Source organism: Psychrobacillus soli (assembly GCF_006861775.1).
Lineage (GTDB): Bacteria > Bacillota > Bacilli > Bacillales_A > Planococcaceae > Psychrobacillus > Psychrobacillus soli.
This window is the reverse complement of sequence record NZ_VDGG01000009.1, coordinates 64,889-82,701: the sequence shown is the minus strand read 5'-3', so window position 1 is coordinate 82,701 and position 17,813 is coordinate 64,889. Positions and strand designations below refer to the sequence as shown.

At 39.0% G+C, this 17,813-nt stretch carries 16 protein-coding genes and 1 riboswitch; of the genes, 13 read left to right on the top strand and 3 right to left on the bottom strand.

Features of this window, described 5'->3' with window-relative positions; all coding sequences use genetic code 11:
• The first annotated feature begins 15 nt into the window (after positions 1–15).
• Together FG383_RS05850 and FG383_RS05845 are read left to right on the top strand one after the other, a co-directional pair.
• Positions 16–393, top strand: a complete 378-nt coding sequence (locus FG383_RS05850; RefSeq protein WP_142605897.1) for a hypothetical protein — start codon at positions 16–18, stop codon at positions 391–393.
• Between the two features lie 96 nt (positions 394–489).
• Entirely contained in the window at positions 490–1,296 is an 807-nt protein-coding gene (locus FG383_RS05845) for a hypothetical protein (protein WP_142605896.1), read from the top strand.
• Between the two features lie 30 nt (positions 1,297–1,326).
• On the opposite strand, the gene FG383_RS05840 is transcribed toward FG383_RS05845, so the two are convergent.
• The 3 genes from FG383_RS05840 to FG383_RS05830 form a co-directional block, all read right to left on the bottom strand.
• Positions 1,327–2,421: an RtcB family protein gene (locus tag FG383_RS05840; protein ID WP_185907860.1), complete on the bottom strand. Its 1,095-nt coding sequence runs from the start codon at positions 2,419–2,421 to the stop codon at positions 1,327–1,329.
• A 17-nt stretch (positions 2,422–2,438) separates the two neighbouring features.
• Entirely contained in the window at positions 2,439–3,401 is a 963-nt protein-coding gene (corA, locus tag FG383_RS05835) for a magnesium/cobalt transporter CorA (protein WP_142605895.1), read from the bottom strand.
• A 126-nt stretch (positions 3,402–3,527) separates the two neighbouring features.
• Positions 3,528–5,021: a BCCT family transporter gene (locus FG383_RS05830; RefSeq protein ID WP_142605894.1), complete on the bottom strand. Its 1,494-nt coding sequence runs from the start codon at positions 5,019–5,021 to the stop codon at positions 3,528–3,530.
• 214 nt (positions 5,022–5,235) lie between these two features.
• Positions 5,236–5,336: riboswitch (SAM riboswitch) on the top strand.
• A 92-nt stretch (positions 5,337–5,428) separates the two neighbouring features.
• On the opposite strand from FG383_RS05830, the gene FG383_RS05825 reads away from it, so the two are divergent.
• From FG383_RS05825 to FG383_RS05775, 11 genes are all read left to right on the top strand, one after another.
• Positions 5,429–6,529 (top strand): 5-methyltetrahydropteroyltriglutamate--homocysteine S-methyltransferase, encoded by a 1,101-nt coding sequence (locus FG383_RS05825; protein WP_142605893.1) that lies wholly within the window; start codon positions 5,429–5,431, stop codon positions 6,527–6,529.
• 1,083 nt (positions 6,530–7,612) lie between these two features.
• Positions 7,613–7,999, top strand: coding sequence for a hypothetical protein (locus tag FG383_RS05820; protein WP_142605892.1), 387 nt, complete (start codon positions 7,613–7,615; stop codon positions 7,997–7,999).
• Between the two features lie 191 nt (positions 8,000–8,190).
• Positions 8,191–9,015, top strand: a complete 825-nt coding sequence (locus FG383_RS05815) for a M55 family metallopeptidase (protein ID WP_142605891.1) — start codon at positions 8,191–8,193, stop codon at positions 9,013–9,015.
• A 15-nt stretch (positions 9,016–9,030) separates the two neighbouring features.
• The gene (locus FG383_RS05810; protein ID WP_142605890.1) at positions 9,031–9,966 is read left to right on the top strand and encodes an ABC transporter permease; all 936 of its coding nucleotides are present in this window, start codon (positions 9,031–9,033) and stop codon (positions 9,964–9,966) included.
• Positions 9,966–10,913: an ABC transporter permease gene (locus tag FG383_RS05805; protein ID WP_142605889.1), complete on the top strand. Its 948-nt coding sequence runs from the start codon at positions 9,966–9,968 to the stop codon at positions 10,911–10,913. The genes FG383_RS05810 and FG383_RS05805 overlap by 1 nt, the downstream gene beginning before the upstream one ends.
• Before the next feature lie 3 nt (positions 10,914–10,916).
• The gene (locus FG383_RS05800; protein ID WP_281285286.1) at positions 10,917–11,963 is read left to right on the top strand and encodes an ABC transporter ATP-binding protein; all 1,047 of its coding nucleotides are present in this window, start codon (positions 10,917–10,919) and stop codon (positions 11,961–11,963) included.
• 47 nt (positions 11,964–12,010) lie between these two features.
• Positions 12,011–13,666 carry a peptide ABC transporter substrate-binding protein gene (locus FG383_RS05795; protein WP_142605888.1) on the top strand — a complete coding sequence of 552 codons (1,656 nt, stop codon included), beginning with the start codon at positions 12,011–12,013 and terminating at the stop codon, positions 13,664–13,666.
• A gap of 57 nt (positions 13,667–13,723) precedes the next feature.
• Entirely contained in the window at positions 13,724–14,647 is a 924-nt protein-coding gene (locus FG383_RS05790) for a S66 peptidase family protein (protein ID WP_142605887.1), read from the top strand.
• 15 nt (positions 14,648–14,662) lie between these two features.
• On the top strand, positions 14,663–15,745 hold the full coding sequence (locus tag FG383_RS05785; RefSeq protein ID WP_142605886.1) for a mandelate racemase/muconate lactonizing enzyme family protein: 1,083 nt from the start codon (positions 14,663–14,665) through the stop codon (positions 15,743–15,745).
• An 11-nt stretch (positions 15,746–15,756) separates the two neighbouring features.
• On the top strand, positions 15,757–16,680 hold the full coding sequence (locus tag FG383_RS05780; RefSeq protein WP_142605885.1) for a C40 family peptidase: 924 nt from the start codon (positions 15,757–15,759) through the stop codon (positions 16,678–16,680).
• Positions 16,681–16,691: 11 nt separating this feature from the next.
• Positions 16,692–17,654 (top strand): ABC transporter ATP-binding protein, encoded by a 963-nt coding sequence (locus FG383_RS05775; protein WP_142605884.1) that lies wholly within the window; start codon positions 16,692–16,694, stop codon positions 17,652–17,654.
• Positions 17,655–17,813 lie beyond the last annotated feature (159 nt).

Below are 17,813 nucleotides of genomic sequence, written 5' to 3'. Positions count from 1 at the left end.
GTAGGGAGTGATCGTATGCTCAAGCAAATCGACGAACTTTACAAATATGTCATGATTGTATTGCTCGTCGTTTATTTGATCAACTCAATTTATTTAAAGGAACTGTCGCTCACATTTACTATAATAGGACTTGTACTTGTATTGGAAGTTGTAAAACATCGACATCGCATAAAGCAGCTTACTTTCCCACAACTAGCTATTATCGGTGTCGTGTTGCTCGCAGGCGGTGCTGGAACCATTTATCTACTCGTGTTGTTTCAGATTTTCTTAGAGCCTTTTTCTTTACCCTCCACTTTGGAAACAATGTTATTAGTCCTTTTTGTACTTATTTGCTTATACGGATTAGGGCACTTTTTGAAAAGAATATTTGGGCGAGCACTCGAGAATCGATAAAATTCCCTTTAGAAGTTATGGAAACATAGCTTCTAAAGGTTTTTTTGTGAAACTATACGGAATGTTCAATCGTATGTATTTGTAGAGGTGTTGTAAATGAAGCATATATATGAACGGACAGCAAAGTATGCGAAGTTAGGTTCCTTATTAACGTTAGTTATTTATATTGCATTAGTTATTATTTTTCAAGATGTCATGTGGAAAGATTTCGAAACGCATATTACGATAGGATTTACAGTATTCATGCTGTTTGGTACTTCTTACTTTTTTCAACATGCAGCAGAAAAGCTACCAAATGAGAAGAAAATAGATAGCGATTATTATTCTATCGATTTTCCTGTTAATGAGCTTAACTTTCAAAATGATATATCGCTCATACCTCAAAGTAACTTAGTTTCCCATACAGGAGAACGGCTTTACACAATTACACCGACAGAAAAGGAACCACTCAAGCGTAAGTTAACTTCCTTTGCTATTTTTAAAAGCGGCTTGTTTTTTCCAATCACATATGATTTGAAGACGATGGATGGAAGGGTCGTTAGTCAATTTTCAATTAGGAACAAATTGAAATTTATGCAAATGAGCGTTTATGACCAAACGAAAACACTTATTACTACTATCGTTATGCCAATTGCTTCTGTGAAAAATAGAGCGATTATTTTCGATGCGAATAATGAAAAAATGCACGAAATGAAAGCCAAAAGTGCATACGGAGATATAGATGTAAATAACTTTGAGGGAAAACGCTTGGCAACGTACCGTTTTGGTATGTTTCCATATGCAACTCACCCAGCATTTGAAGCACAAGCGATGAACACGCACGTATCACTAGCTTCTAATTTATCACATATAGAAAGACTAACTTTTACCGCATTGTTTTACTACTGGACTGCTAATCAATAAGGAGCTGACATTGTATTGTCAGCTCCTTCATTAATGTGCTTTATAGTTGTAAATTGGTTTAATCACTTCCAACACATCTACAGTATCCTCAATATGTGCGAGTATGTCTTGCATATCTTTATAGGCAAAAGGCGATTCATCCACCGTACCCGCTACAACAGAAGTACTCCATACATCTTTCATAGAATCCTGAAAGTCTTCCAATGTAACTAGCTTTCTTGCCTGGGAGCGGCTCATAATACGGCCGGCACCATGTGGACCAGAATAATTCCAATCAGGATTTCCTTTTCCACGACAAATTAATGAACCATCTCGCATATTCATCGGAATAATGACAATTTCTCCATCTTGTGCAGAAATAGCACCTTTACGTAGAATCATATTATCTAAATCAATATAGTTATGAATCGTGTCGAACGCTGATTCTATCTTCCAGTTCATACCTCTACAAATGACATCGACCATCGTTTTTCGATTAAGTGCTGCGTACTTTTGTGCAATAGAAAGATCCCATAAATAATCTTTCATATTTTGACCTTCTACATACGCTAAATCTTTCGGAACAGCACTCCCTAGAGATTGGTGGGCAACTTGCTGATAATGTTCTGCAATTTGTTTTCCTAAATTTCTGCTACCTGAGTGGATAACTAAATAGATACTGCCATCATTTCCTTCATTCAGCTCAATAAAATGATTGCCGCCGCCAAGTGTTCCTAAGCTTAAGCGAGAGCGGCTTTCATTAATCGGAGCAGCTACTTCTGCAAATGGTATTTCTATCGTATGACGATGTTCTTTGTTTCTAACTCTTGTTCCGCTAGGGACGTTTTTCTTAATCGTTTTATCTAATTTTTCGAAGTTAACATCTTCTTTTTTAATGTCTAGTTTTGCACAAATCATACCGCACCCTAAATCGACACCAACAAAGTTAGGTACAACTTTGTCGGAAATTGTCATCGTCGTTCCCACAGTGCATCCTTTTCCCGCATGAAGATCTGGCATCATACGTATTTTCGAATCTTGTAGAAAGGAGAGACTACAAAGCTCCTCTACTTGATGCTTTGCTGTTTCCTCTATTGTATCCGTAAAAACAACTGCATGATTAAATATTCCTTTTATTTCTATCAAAATTTCACCTCAATAAGTTAGTTTTTAAATAAGTTAAACCAGCCTTTATATTTAAACCAAGCAAGCATCGATATGGCAATAAATAGCATAATACCGAGCACAATAAAGTAACTGTAGCGCCATTCAAGTTCCGGCATAAACGTGAAATTCATTCCGTACACACCTGCGATAAACGTTAAAGGGATGAAAACGGTAGAAACAATCGTTAAGATCATCATGATTCTATTCATATGGCTCGAGTTAATGGACATTTGACTATCTCGAATATCCGCAGTTAACTCTCTATTCGATTCCACCATATCTGCAAGTTTTAATAAATGATCGTAAATGTCACCAAAATACGCTTTTTCTGTTTGTTGCAGATTAACGCGTTCAGAATTCATCACTCGATACAATAAATCCCGCATTGGAAGAATTGTTCGACGTAGTCTGAGTAAATCACTTCGAAGATCAAAGACTTGATCTAGGGATAAGTGGTATACATCGGATGATAGCTTATCTTCTATATCGTTTAAATAATCTTCAATTTTATAGACAATGGGAAAATACGCATCCACCACTTTATCGACAATATGATACGTTGCATGCATCACCCCGCGGTCCCAACCTTTTGGATTTTGCACAATACGTTCGCGTGCCTGATCTAATTCGTGCATAGGAGGAAAGTGGAAAGACACGACAAAGTTTTGTCCAACAAATAAGTTCAGTTCCTCTGCTTCAAGCGTCTCTTCATTAATTGTATGTATCACAAAAAAAGAATGTCCTTCATAATGGTCCACTTTTGGACGTTGAAGTCGAAACAAACAGTCTTCAATTGCTAGTGGATGAAAATGAAAGAAAGAACTAAGTAATACCTCCTCTTCTTTTGTAGGTTCACCAATATCTACCCAATACCATTCAAATTTGTTTTCTGTAATATCCTCTAGTTGGAAATTACTTATTATTTCTTCGTTAATTGTTTTTCCAATTGTTTGAATCATACTAAAACCCCCCTGCAGCCTTTATTATCTCATAATCGGCTCTATGTATTCAAAAGCACGCTATTTTTTAGTGGGAAAATGTAAAACGCCAAGGAAACGTGGATAATCCTTGGCATTTTAACGTATTTATTTTTTGGTTTTCATCAGTTTTACTTCTTTTTTTAATCCCATTAGTAAAGACGCAATCATGAAAAGCATCACGAAAGAAAAAGGTAAAGCTGCAATAATAATAGTATTCTGCAAAGCATCGAGTCCGTTAACGGCTAACAAAATAATTGCAATGACTGACAACGTAATTCCCCAAGCAAGTTTCACTTTATTTGGCGGAGTCAATGAACCATTTGTGGATAGCATACCGAGAACAAAAGTTGCGGAATCGGCTGATGTGATAAAAAAGCATGCTATAAGTACCACGGCAAAAACTGATATAATCGTCGCCATCGGCATTGCATGGAACATTTCAAATATAGTCAATTCAGTAGACGCTTTCGCTAAATCGGCAATACCATCTTTTTGCATATTGATAGCAGTGGAACCGAAAGCAGAAAACCAAATTGCACCAAGTATTGTAGGTGCAACCAATACGGCAGAAACGAACTCTTTAATCGTTCTCCCTTTCGATACACGAGCAATAAACATACTGACAAATGGTGCCCATGAAATCCACCAAGCCCAGTAAAAGATTGTCCAATCTTCCAACCAATCGCGATCAGTTACACTGAGTGGTGCTGTACGTAAGCTCATCTGAACGATATTGGCTAAATATCCTCCGAAAGAGTCCGTGAACATATCAAAAATGAGTAATGTTGGACCAAGAAGAATAACAAAAACAAGTATTGCAAGCGCTAATACTAAGTTTGTATTCGATAAATATTTAATCCCTTTACTTAAACCGGACCATGCAGAAGCAATAAATAGAACCGTTACGATAGCAACAATAATAATTTGAGAAACGATTCCAATCTTCATGCCGAAAAGATAATTTAAACCTGCATTAATTTGAACAGCGCCGAAACCGAGTGAAGTAGCTACACCAAATGCGGTAGCAAAGATAGCAAGAACATCGATAAGAATACCCCATGGTCCTTCCATCTTTTTACCGAAAATCGGCTTCAATGTTGCCGATATTAACCCTGGTTCGTCCTTACGAAACTGGAAGAAAGCAAGGGATAACCCAACAACTCCGTACATAGCCCACACGTGAAATCCCCAGTGGAAAAAAGACTGACGGAGAGCTTCTTTAAAGGCGGAAGCTGTGTTTGGTTCTGCTGTTGCAGGATTGATTGCATAATGCGATAAAGGTTCGGCAGCGCCATAAAACACGAGACCAATGCCCATACCAGCAGAAAATAACATAGAAATCCATGTTATTGTTGAAAATTGTGGGCGATCGGTATCTTTTCCTAACCGGATTTTACCGTAAGGACTAAAGATAAAAAATATACTTAATGCTAACATGAATGTCATCAGTAGCATGTAGTACCAACCAAATGAAGATGCGACAAAGCTTTTAATAGTTGTGGTAATTGCTTCAAAACTATCGGGTCGGAGCGCTCCGTATCCCACTGCTAAAATGATTAAGGCCATTGTAATATAAAATGTTATAGATAGTTTCTTCATACTTCCCCCTCGTAGAATGAATAATTTAAAGGTTTAACCATACTAATAAAATAAAGCGAAATTAAATGATATCAAGGGTTCTGTTTCTTCAGAATCATTCCCGAAATTGGATGTTTTAAAACAACTAGAAGTAACTAAAATTGAATATATAAAATTCAGTATTGACAGAATAAACAAATATATGTAATCTAGTAATTAATCAAATAAAACAACTTTCTTATCAAGAGAGGTGGAGGGACTGGCCCTACGATACCTCAGCAACAGGCTTTTTGTACTGTGCTAATTCCAGAAGCGTTTCATGCTTGAAGATAAGAAGAGAATAATCACTCATGCCGTGTAAACCTCTTCTTTTCTAAGAAGGGGTTTTATTTGATTTCCAATTCAAATTTAGGGAGGAAGAAATCATCATGACAACAAAAACGGCAATCGAAGCACCATTCAGAGCGGATCACGTAGGAAGTTTACTAAGACCAGAAAGTTTACTAAAAGCAAGAAAAGACTTTAAAGAGGGAACAATTACAAAAGAACAACTAAAAGAAGTGGAAACAAAAGAAATTAAACGAATTGTGGACAAGCAAATCGAAGTTGGATTGGAACTTGTAACGGACGGTGAATTTAGACGTGACTGGTGGCATTTAGACTTTTTAGAACATCTAAATGGATTTGAAGGGTATGTACCGGAAAAAGGATATCAATTCGAAGGACTAGAAACAGACAAATACGAAGTTCGTAACATTGGTAAAATTTCTTTTAACTCGGATCATCCATTTATCCAAGACTTTATCGAGTTCAATAAAATTGTAGATGGACGTGCTGTTGCTAAACAAACGATTCCAAGTCCAAACCAATTATTCCATCCTGGTATACGTGACGAGAGTATTTACCCAGACGTAGAAGACTTTGCAAAAGATATTATTAAAGCATACCAAGATGCCATTCAAGCATTTTATGATGCGGGAGTAAGGTATTTACAAATAGATGATGTATACATTGCAGGTTTATCTTCACCAGATATTCCTTTTAAAGAAGGAGAAAGAGAGTTTTTAATTGACCTTGCACTTCGTGTCATGAATGGAGCATTGGAAAATAAGCCGGCAGATTTAGTCGTGACGACTCATTTATGCCGTGGAAATTACCAATCGACTTGGGCATTTGGGGGAAGTTATGCACTAATCGCTCCAACGTTTTTCGCGAAAGAAAATGTAGATGGCTTCTTTTTAGAGTATGATGATGATCGTTCTGGTGATTTCAAGCCACTTGAACACATTCCAAACGGCGGTGCAAAAGTAGTTTTAGGTGTTTTCACATCGAAAAATGGAGAATTAGAAGATAAAGAAAATATTATTGCACGTGTCAAAGAAGCATCTGAATATGTACCACTTGATCAACTAAGCATTAGTCCACAATGTGGATTTGCTTCTACCCATCACGGTAATAAGTTGACAGAAGAGCAACAATGGGAAAAACTAAAATACATCGTCGATATCTCGAAAGAAATTTGGAGTTAATGAACGGCAACATCTCGTTATAAGCCAATTACCCATTCGTAAGGTTAGAACGAGTAAATATAAAATGCTTTCTTTCCTAAAGGTCCCATTTGATCGATTGGGAAAGAAAGTTGAAAATTGCAAGACAACACCACACACATGAACATAGGAAGTATGAAAAGAACGCACTCTTATGAGGCGTTTTTTTACATTGAGCGTAATATGGGGATAATGCGTCGTACGGAATCCGCTGTGATTTTCACTGCAGTCGAACGCTTTCCGCCGGGTGAGCGATGAGCCACCCCCGCCGCTTAGGCGTACGTTGGGGTGTCTCATTAGCACCTAGAGGAACAAAGGCTAAGAGCGCCACATCGTGTGGCAACGCCTTCGTGACCAACGTCCTGTTGGCCTCCGGCAGGAGTCGTCGCCTGCAGTGAAAATCAAAAGAAATTGTTTGTTTATTTAGTATCGACTCACTAAAAAAATTTATACAGTTTTTCAACTGTGTGAAACCAATAAATGGAATAGGGCGAAAAATCGCTCATTTAAAACCAATAAATCAGTGTGAGAGCAACCAAAACCCCGGTCAAAGAAACTAATTCTTAAAATAGTATGTTTACTTCATGTGAAAAGACTATGACTACTACCTATTTTGGGAACAATATGTCTTAAAGCCATTAACTCGCCAACTAGCATCTTCCTTTTGTAGTGTTCGAGATGTATTTTGTCACATTAATAGTGGATATTGTATCGTTAAACAGTTTTGTTGATATTTAATTTAAATAAGTTAGTATTTTTCCATTGGATTTTTGTTGCAGGGAGGCGACTCCAGTGGGATCAAGTGAGTAAAATGAGACTTCACAACGTACGCGCGCAGGCGCGGCGGTGAAGGCTCATCGCTCACCCCACGGAAAGCGTCCGCCCTGCAGCGAAAATCCCTGCGGACACTTCTTTTTCAGGTCACTACGACGCATTATCCCTATATTGTGCAAACTACTTAAAAAAGGAAATTTTTTTATTTATAGTGAACTGAGATGTTTGTCTAGTTTATCGGCCGGTCTTTTGCATCTACTAGTATAAGTGCAAGAAGGAGGTGATTTAATCATGAACCAAAATCGTCATTCATGTAGTTCATGCGGGCAAATGCCACAATGGGGACAACAGCAATGTGGGTGTGGGCAAGTATCCCCTTGGCAGCAACCACCAGCTCAACCAATAGTATGTCCTCCACAATATCGGATGCGGGATTCATTTTTACCAAGAATGCAACCGGTGATCCATCCAATTGTGAATGTTAACAGAGAACATATTGTCAACGTGCCTCAACATTTCTGGACCGAAACAAATCGAAATGTAGTAGTTAATCCACCTCAGCAAGCTTTTCCGATGCAACAAGGAGGATTCCAGCAGCCTTTCGGTCAACAGTTCGGTCAACCATTTGGCCAACAACAGTTCGGTCAACAACAGTTTTTCCCAGGTCAACCAAGATAACAGAACTAAAGACTTTTAGTTTAGAAGAGCAAATGCCTTTACATTAAAGTGCATTTGCTTTTTAGATTGTATAAATTCTATTTTATTTCGAATATTAAAATATATTGTAATATTCTATATCTTTTGATAAAGTAGAAATTATTCTATATGGGAAGTTGTATGAAAAAAGTAAAAGTATGGAGGATGGAGATATGAAACTTTTTCTGTCGATTGATATGGAAGGAATTACAGGTTTGCCAGACCATACATTTGTAGACTCGGGAAAGCATAATTATGAACGGGCGCGACGTATAATGACGCAAGAAGCGAATGCGATTGTGGAAGGAGCTTTATCAAGCGGAGTAAAAGAAGTTCTAGTAAATGATAGTCATTCGAAGATGAATAATATTTTGATAGAGGAGTTGCATCCAGAAGCGTCTTTAATAACAGGTGATGTGAAACCTTTTTCAATGGTGCAATCGTTAGATGAATCATACATAGGCGCAGTATTTGCAGGTTATCATTCTAGGGCAGGACAACCAGGGGTGATGAGTCATTCGATGATATTTGGCGTAAGAAATATGTATATAAACGATGTAGAAGTTGGTGAACTGGGATTAAATGCATATGTAGCAGGTCATTTTGGTGTACCGGTTATCATGGTTGCGGGAGATGATGGAGCGTGTAGAGAAGCAGAGGCACTGATTCCTGGGGTTATTACTGCAGTTGTGAAAGAATCTATCTCTAGATCCGCGGTTAAGACATTGCATCCACAAAAAGCACATGCATTACTAAGAGAAAAGATTACACAAGCCATTAGTGAAAGAAATCAAATCAAACCGCTAACTCCTCCTAAAAATCCAACGTTACGTATTGAGTTTGTCAATTATGGTCAAGCAGAGTGGGCGGCACTTATGCCAGGTTGCGAAATCATAGAGGGAACAACAATCGTTAAGTTCGAGGCGAAAGATATATTAGAAGCATATCGAGCGATGCTTGTAATGGTAGAGCTAGCAATGCAAACGAAATTTTGTTAAGGGGGGAGTTTGCTCATGGCGAAGTATATTCTTAAACGTTTTATCATGATGATAGCAACAATTCTTATCATTTCCACTTTAACTTTCGTATTGATGCACTCCATCCCGGGTTCTCCATTCGATGAGGAGCGTACTTCTAATCCTACTATTCAAGCAAACTTAGAGAAGTTTTATAAACTAGATGAACCAATGCATGTTCAATATTTATATTATTTAAAGTCGATTGTGACTTTTGATTTTGGTCCTTCCATCAAAAAACCAAACGAATCCGTAAATGAACTACTTGCAAGAGGGTTTCCTATTTCATTCGAGCTCGGTATGGTCACCATACTAGTCGCATTATTGTCTGGAACTATTTTAGGGACTCTTGCAGCTCTCCGGCACAACGGTATTATAGATTACTTAGCGATGACCTTTGCGGTAGTTGGTATTTCCGTGCCTAACTTCGTATTAGCGACATTGCTCATCCAACAAGTTGCAGTAACTTGGGAGTTACTCCCGGCAGCTACATGGAGTAGTCCTTTGCATATGATTTTACCTATCCTTGCTCTTGCTACTGGACCTACTGCAATTATTGCCCGTTTAACAAGGTCTAGCATGCTAGAAGTACTCACACAGGATTATATTAAAATGGCTAATGCAAAAGGTCTTTCACCGATTCGAATTGTCATCCGGCACGCATTAAGGAATGCGCTTATGCCTGTCGTGACGATTATGGGAACAATGCTCGCGGGTATATTAACTGGAACTTTTGTTATCGAGAAGATTTTTGCGATTCCTGGAATGGGTAAATACTTTGTAGAAAGCATTAATAATCGTGATTACCCAGTAATAATGGGATCCACGGTATTTTATAGTGCCTTTCTCGTATTTATGCTTTTCTTAGTGGATATTGTGTACGGATTTTTAGATCCACGCATAAAATTACATCGAAAAGAGGGGGATGCATAATGACGAACACACAAAATCTAGTATCCCCACAGGCTATTAAAGATGAATGGTTCCGACCAAAACAGAAAGAACAAGGAAGGGCAGAGTCTGTCGTAAGACCCTCTTTATCTTATTGGAAAGATGCCTGGAGAAGACTCCGCAAAAATAAGCTTGCTATGGGTGGACTAGTATTCCTAGTGTTGCTTATGTTATTTGCAATATTTGGTCCGATTTTTTCTCCTTACTCAGTAACTGCAACAGATTATCCAAGTCAAAATCAGGCACCGTCTGCAACCCATTGGTTCGGTACTGATGAGGCAGGAAGAGATGTATTTACTAGAACATGGTATGGTGCACGAATTTCCTTATTTGTTGGAATTATGGCAGCACTCATTGATTTTTTTATCGGCATTATTTACGGCGGGGTTAGTGGTTATAAAGGTGGACGTACAGATACAGTAATGATGCGTGTAGTGGAAGTACTTTACGGATTGCCACATTTGTTAGTTGTTATTTTACTTATGGTCGTCATGGGAGCCAGTTTAACTACTATTATAGTAGCTCTCACAGTAACCGGATGGGTAGGTATGGCTCGTATTGTTCGAGGACAGGTACTGCAGATTAAAACGTATGAATTCGTGACTGCGTCCAAATCGTTTGGGGCAAAGACTTCTCGAATTATTCGGAAAAATCTACTGCCGAATACGATGGGGCCAATTATTGTTCAAATGACACTTACTGTTCCGAGTGCTATTTTTGCAGAAGCATTTTTAAGTTTCCTAGGTTTGGGCGTTGCAGCTCCTTTTGCAAGTTGGGGGGTAATGGCGAATGACGCATTACCAGTTATTTTATCTGGTCATTGGTGGCGTTTATTCTTTCCAGCACTTTTTATTTCCTTAACAATGTTTGCTTTTAACGTACTAGGAGATGGTTTACAAGATGCACTCGATCCGAAGCTTAGGAGGTAAGAAATGGTGAATGAACGGAAGAAAAAAGAAAAGAAAATGATGTCTAGCGAAAAAGTATTACAAGTGAATAACTTAAAAATTTCTTTTCGAACATACGGCGGCGAGGTAGAGGCTGTTAGAGGTGTCGACTTTGACTTGTATAAAGGCGAAACACTCGCAATTGTTGGGGAATCTGGCTGTGGGAAAAGTGTTACGTCTAATGCAATTATGGGTTTAATCCCACAACCACCTGGCATTATTAAAAACGGAAGCATTTTGTTTAAAGAAAAAGATTTAACGAAATTGTCTAAGACACAGTTGAGGAAAATTCAAGGTGTCGACATTTCAATGATATTCCAAGATCCAATGACTGCGTTAAACCCAACGTTAACAATTGGGGAGCAACTAACAGAAGGGCTCCGTACGCATAAGAAAATAGGGAAAAAAGAAGCAAAGGAAAAGGCAATTGACATGTTGAAGTTGGTAGGAATTCCGAACCCGGAAGAGCGATTAAAGCAATTTCCTCATCAATTTTCAGGCGGCATGCGCCAACGGATCGTTATAGCTATTGCACTCATTTGTGAGCCGCAAGTTTTAATAGCGGATGAACCAACTACTGCACTAGACGTTACGATACAAGCACAAATTTTAGAATTGTTCGAAGAAATTCAACTGAAAAAGGGAATTTCGATTATATTAATCACGCATGATCTTGGAGTTGTAGCAAAAATAGCGGACCGTATTGCGGTTATGTATGCTGGGAAAATTGTAGAGATTGGCGATAAAAGAGAGATTTTTTATACGCCTGAACACCCGTATACGAAGGGGTTACTTAACTCTGTGCCCCGACTAGACTTAATGGAAGAAGAATTGCAACCAATCGACGGGACACCGCCGGATTTATTTTCACCTCCGAAAGGATGTCCATTTACGGCGCGATGCGACTATGCAATGGAAGTTTGTGACTATGCATATCCGTTCTCAACTAAAATATCCGAAACGCATGAGGTAGATTGTTGGCTCCAAGACGAACGAGCTAATGTATTGCAAGCACAAAATAAAATTGGATGAGCGCGCGCAAGTGCATTCACATATACAATACAAGAGGGGGAACTAGGATGAAGAAGTGGTTATCGTTATTTGTAGTAGCATTATTTGTTCTTGTGTTAAGTGCTTGTACAGCTACGAAAGATGCTGGGGAAAAACCAAGTACAGAAACAGGAGGAGACAAAGAGGAAGCTGGAACAGAAACAGAGTCACTACCAACAGAAAAAGTACTCCATTTGAATAATGGAAATGAACCAACCTCTTTCGATCCATCTGTAGGGTTTGATGCAGTATCTTGGAATTCTTTAAATAATCTAATGGAAGGGTTAGTAAGACTTTCAAAGGACCATCTAGCAGAGCCTGCAACAGCCGAAAAAGTGGACGTGTCTGATGACGGTTTAACGTATACATTTACGATTCATGATGATGCAAAATGGTCTAATGGTGATCCAGTTTTAGCGAGTGATTTCGTGTATGGCTGGCTTCATATGCTTAATCCGGAAACTGCATCTCCAGCAGCATTTCTTGCATACTTCATCGAAGGAGCAGAAGCTTACAATAGCGGAACTGGGACTGCAGATGCAGTAGCAATCAAAGCAGTAGAAGATAAAGTATTGGAAGTAAAACTAAATACACCAACAGAAGCATTTTTAAATATCGTGACAAACCCAAGCTTCTTCCCAGTGAATGAAAAAGTAGCAACAGAAAATCCTACATGGTTTGCAGAAGCCGACTCATTTGTAGGGAATGGTCCATTTAAACTAGCGGCATGGGAGCATGATGTAAGCCTTACTTTCGAGAAAAATGAGCATTATTGGGATGCGGATACAGTTAAGCTAGATAAAGTTGAATGGGCAATGGTAGATGATACTAATACAGAATATCAAATGTATAAAACTGGGGAATTAGACGTTTCTGATGTTCCAGCAGAACTTGCAGATCAACTAATGAACGATCCAGAGCTTAAAAATGTGGATCAAGCAGGTTTATATTTTTATCGTTTCAACGTATCGCAAGAGCCTTTTACAAACAAAAAAATACGCCAAGCATTTGGCTTAGCGGTTAACCAACAAGAAATTGTTGAATTTGTGACGAAAAATGGTGAAAAACCTGCAGAAGGATTTGTACCTTATGGTTTTATCGGGCCTGATGGAAAAGAGTTTAGAGAAACTGCAGGTAAATTGACTGGATTTGATGCAGAAAAAGCTAAAACATTATTAGCTGAAGGTATGACCGAGGAAGGATACACGGAATTACCTGAAGTAGTCCTAACTTACTCTACAAATGAAGCTCATAAAAAAATTGCAGAAGCACTTCAAAGTAAGTTTAAAGAAGTATTAGGGGTAGATGTGGCACTACAAAATGTCGAGGCGAGTGTGTTCGGAGCAGAACAAAAAGAATTCAAATACCAATTATCTCGCTCTTCGTTCTTATTTGACTATGCTGATCCGGTGAATGCACTGGAAAGCTTCATTACAGGTTCATCGATGAACCGTACAACTTGGTCTAATCCGGACTTTGATAAATTAATTTCCGATATTAAAAATGAAACAGATGAAGCGAAACGCTGGGCTATGTTAATAGAAGCAGATGCATTACTGATGGAAGAAATGCCGATTTTCCCAATTTATTATTATAACCAAGTGACGCTTGAAAAGCCGTCGGTATCAGGTATAGTTAGACATCCAGTAGGCTATTTAGACTTAAAATGGGCTGACAAAAACTAGAAAGACGCGGCACTTTTCTTAGTGCCGCCCTTTTGTATTAAAAAGGAGAAAATAGAGATGAAAATTCGTCCAAAACGATTACAACAAGGAGATACGATTGGTATTATTGCACCTTCCAGTCCTCCAAACCTAGAACAACTAAAGCGTTCTTTAACATTTTTAGATGAGCTAGGCTTGACTTATAAAATAGGGAAACATGTAGAAAACGTATACGGTTACTTAGGTGGAACCGATGAAGAACGTTTAGAAGATTTACATGAAATGTTCGCAGATCCTAGTATCGCCGGAATTATTTGTGCAGGTGGGGGATACGGTTCTGCCCGATATGCCGATAAAATCGATTTTCAATTAATGCATGAACACCCAAAAATTTTCTGGGGCTACTCAGATATTACATTTTTACATACTGGTATGAATTTGTACTCCGATATCGTAACTTTTCACGGTCCGATGCTAGCTTCGGACGTAGGGAAAGATACATTTTCCGATTTATCGAAGAAATTGTTCGGACAGCTATTTGAACCGATGGAACTTCACTACACAGAAGCCATATCTCCCCTCGAAAGACTTTCAGGAGGAGTAGTGAGAGGTGAATTGACAGGAGGGAATTTATCGCTCCTTGCGAGTGGTATCGGAACAAAGTACGAAGTCGATACGAGAGGTAAGTTATTGTTAATAGAAGACATTGGGGAAGAACCATACCGAGTGGATGGAATGCTCAATCAGCTTAGACAAGCAGGTATATTGGAGGCTGCAGCAGGTTTTGTAATTGGAGATTTTAAAGACGCAGAACCAAAAAAACGTAAAGTTTCTCTATCATTAGATGAAGTACTACATCATTATTTAGGAAGTCTAGGGAAACCGGCTGTCAAAGGGTTCAAAATAGGGCACTGTGAACCGCATTTTGCCGTTCCACTTGGAGCAGATGCTGAGTTGGATGCGAATAACTTGTCCCTAGCTATTTTACCAGGAGTTGAATAAAGGAGGGGCAACCGAGTGATTATCCAATCCATTGAAACGTTTGATGTAGCTATTCCACTGACTAAACCGTTCAAAACTGCATTACGAACAGTCACTACCGCTTACTCAGTCTATGTGAAAGTTACAAGTAGCAACGGGGCTAAAGGATACGGGGAAGCCCCTCCGACTCATGTGATTACGGGAGAGTCAATGGCTAGTATTCGATATGCGATTAATGAAATAATTGCTCCGCAGCTTATAGGGTTAAATCTTTTAGAGAGTGAACGTGTCTTTCAAAAACTAAATGGTTCACTCGTGAGAAATACGAGTGCTAAAGCAGCGATTGATATGGCACTTTATGATTTACTTGCTCGTCAATCAAACCTACCTTTGTTTCAATTTCTTGGTGGGTATAGAGAGACACTTGACACCGATTTTACGGTTAGTGTAAATGATCCACAGGAAATGGCGGATGATGCAGAAACGTATATAAAAGACGGATTTACTATGCTGAAAGTGAAAGTCGGTATAGGGGATGTGAAGGAAGATATTGCCCGAATCTATGCAATTCGAAAACGGATAGGATATCAGCCAAAGCTTAGATTGGATGCGAACCAAGGTTGGCATGCGAAAGAAGCTGTGCGAGCTATTCGGACGATGGAGGATGCAGGGCTTGAAATTGAATTAGTCGAGCAACCTGTCCCGGCGCGCGACCTAGAAGGATTGAAGTATGTTACTGACCATACAGATACGCCAATTATGGCAGATGAAAGTGTATTTTCCGTTTATGATGCAAAGAAGGTTTTAGAAATGCGGGCTGCAGACTTGATCAATATTAAATTGATGAAATCGGGCGGTATATATAATGCAAATAAGATTAATGCACTCGCTGAAGCAAATGGAGTTGCATGTATGGTGGGAAGTATGATTGAAACGAAAATAGGAATTACAGCTGCAGCACATTTTGCTGCTAGTCAACCAAATATTCAATACTTCGATTTTGATGCACCACTGATGCTTGCAAAAGACCTTGTTTCTGGTGGAGTCGTCTATGAAGGAAGTAAGATGACGTTTTCAAAAGAACACGGTCTTGGTATTTCAAATTTTGAAATCATATAGGGGGTTTTTGGATGGAAACAGGAGCGAGTAAGTGGGTTTGTTCTGTAAAAGTAGCAACGGTTTGGACGGAGCCATCTTCAGCAAGAGAACTGGATTCCCCTGGAACATCGAACCCGGTTTTATTGGCAGAGTGGTTGGAAGCCTTGACGTATAAAGAGCGACTCGCACTTTGTGATGAAAACTGTATCCAAACCCAACTCCTTTACGGAGAACCTGTGCTTGTAGAAAAGATAGAAGGTGAATGGGCGAAAATCATAGCTGTGTGGCAACCATCTAAAAAAGATGCTCGTGGATATCCCGGATGGGTTCCAGTAGAACAATTACACCAAATGGGACACGCAGATTCTATTGGTGTTGCACGTGTATCTAACGTGAAAGTGCAACTATGGGATACAGAAAAAAAACCTTTACTTGTCGTTCCGTTTAATACAATATTGCCAGTTAGTTCAGAGGATGCAATCTATTTTACCGTTCAAACACCTCACGGGGAGGCATTTTTGCAAAAAGAGCATGCTGATTTCTCTGTATCGATCGAACAATATCCAAAACGTTCTGCAGAAAATGCAATAGCCTTAGGAGAACAGTACTTAGATTTGCCTTATTTATGGGGTGGAATGTCTCCATATGGCTATGACTGTTCTGGCTTTACGTACAATATGCTGAAGGCATGCGGATACTTAATCCCGCGCGATGCAAGTGATCAAGCAGTGAGCGGGGAAGAAGTGTCCCTACATGATCCATCCGCTTGGAAAAAAGGAGACTTGTTGTTTTTTGCAAATGATGAGGGAACTGGTAGGGTTCGTCATGTAGGGTTTTATTATGGAAATGGACTATTACTTCATTCACATTCAACAGGAAAAACAGTTGAAATTTTAGTGTTAGAAGGATCTAAGCTAGAGAAGGAAGTTTGTGCAGTGAGAAGATATGCCGTTTAGGGGGGATTTACATGGCAGAAAAAGTTCTTTTATCCGTACAAGATTTAAAGCGACATTTTGAACTCGGGCGCGGCGAAACGTTAAAAGCCGTAGATGGCATTAGCTTCGATATTGTCAAAGGGGAGACGTTTGGCCTTGTGGGAGAGTCCGGATGCGGAAAGTCTACTGCAGGTCGGACGATTTTGGGATTGTACAACAAAACGGAAGGTAATGTTCTGTTTGAAAATAAAAATGTACATGAAATGAACGATAAAGAACGAAAAAAATACCTTAAAAAGATGCAAATGATCTTCCAAGATCCGTATGCTTCACTAAACCCAAGATCAACCGTACTAGAAATTATTGCAGAACCAATGGAAGTACATAAGTTGTATAAAACGAAAGAAGCGTTAAAAAGTAGAGTTTATGAGTTACTAGAAGACGTAGGGCTTAATAGAGATCACGCTAATCGCTATCCCCATGAATTTTCTGGTGGACAAAGACAACGTATAGGAATTGCACGTGCACTTGCATTAGACCCAGAATTCATCATTGCAGATGAACCGATCTCAGCTTTAGACGTTTCCGTTCAAGCGCAAGTTGTGAAGCTATTGCAACGGTTGCAAAAAGAAAAGGGTCTAACGTACTTATTTATTGCGCATGATTTATCTATGGTAAAATACATTTCCGATCGGATTGGCGTAATGTATTTAGGGCATATGGTGGAACTAACAACGAGCAATCAGTTATACGATGATCCATTGCATCCATATACACAGGCATTATTATCGGCTATTCCAATTCCAGACCCAGATATCGAGGAATCTCGTGAACGTATTTTGTTGCATGGCGAGCTGCCGAGTCCAATCAATCCTCCATCGGGTTGTGTTTTTAGAACGCGCTGTGCACATGCCATGTCTATTTGTGCAGAAAAAAAACCTGCTTGGAAAGAGCAAGAAACAGGACATTTTGTTGCTTGTCATTTATATAATTGACAAGTCGCTGAATTTGTTGTATTCTGAAAACAACTTAAAGAAAAAGGAGTGAGGCATTATGGCAAATTTAATTTTAAATACACAAATCAGTAAGTTCATGATGTCCCACTCTCAATATATCTAAGACTGCGTAGTTTTATATGCTTTTCTTTTGATATG

What these genes read in the sequence shown, in the direction of transcription:
- FG383_RS05850 (WP_142605897.1), top strand. Translation starts at nt 16, where the DNA reads ATGCTCAAGCAAATCGACGAACTTTACAAATATGTCATGATTGTATTG.
- FG383_RS05845 (WP_142605896.1), top strand. Translation starts at nt 490, where the DNA reads ATGAAGCATATATATGAACGGACAGCAAAGTATGCGAAGTTAGGTTCC.
- corA (WP_142605895.1), bottom strand. Translation starts at nt 3,401, where the DNA reads ATGATTCAAACAATTGGAAAAACAATTAACGAAGAAATAATAAGTAAT.
- FG383_RS05830 (WP_142605894.1), bottom strand. Translation starts at nt 5,021, where the DNA reads ATGAAGAAACTATCTATAACATTTTATATTACAATGGCCTTAATCATT.
- FG383_RS05825 (WP_142605893.1), top strand. Translation starts at nt 5,429, where the DNA reads ATGACAACAAAAACGGCAATCGAAGCACCATTCAGAGCGGATCACGTA.
- FG383_RS05820 (WP_142605892.1), top strand. Translation starts at nt 7,613, where the DNA reads ATGAACCAAAATCGTCATTCATGTAGTTCATGCGGGCAAATGCCACAA.
- FG383_RS05815 (WP_142605891.1), top strand. Translation starts at nt 8,191, where the DNA reads ATGAAACTTTTTCTGTCGATTGATATGGAAGGAATTACAGGTTTGCCA.
- FG383_RS05810 (WP_142605890.1), top strand. Translation starts at nt 9,031, where the DNA reads ATGGCGAAGTATATTCTTAAACGTTTTATCATGATGATAGCAACAATT.
- FG383_RS05805 (WP_142605889.1), top strand. Translation starts at nt 9,966, where the DNA reads ATGACGAACACACAAAATCTAGTATCCCCACAGGCTATTAAAGATGAA.
- FG383_RS05800 (WP_281285286.1), top strand. Translation starts at nt 10,917, where the DNA reads ATGGTGAATGAACGGAAGAAAAAAGAAAAGAAAATGATGTCTAGCGAA.
- FG383_RS05795 (WP_142605888.1), top strand. Translation starts at nt 12,011, where the DNA reads ATGAAGAAGTGGTTATCGTTATTTGTAGTAGCATTATTTGTTCTTGTG.
- FG383_RS05790 (WP_142605887.1), top strand. Translation starts at nt 13,724, where the DNA reads ATGAAAATTCGTCCAAAACGATTACAACAAGGAGATACGATTGGTATT.
- FG383_RS05780 (WP_142605885.1), top strand. Translation starts at nt 15,757, where the DNA reads ATGGAAACAGGAGCGAGTAAGTGGGTTTGTTCTGTAAAAGTAGCAACG.
- FG383_RS05775 (WP_142605884.1), top strand. Translation starts at nt 16,692, where the DNA reads ATGGCAGAAAAAGTTCTTTTATCCGTACAAGATTTAAAGCGACATTTT.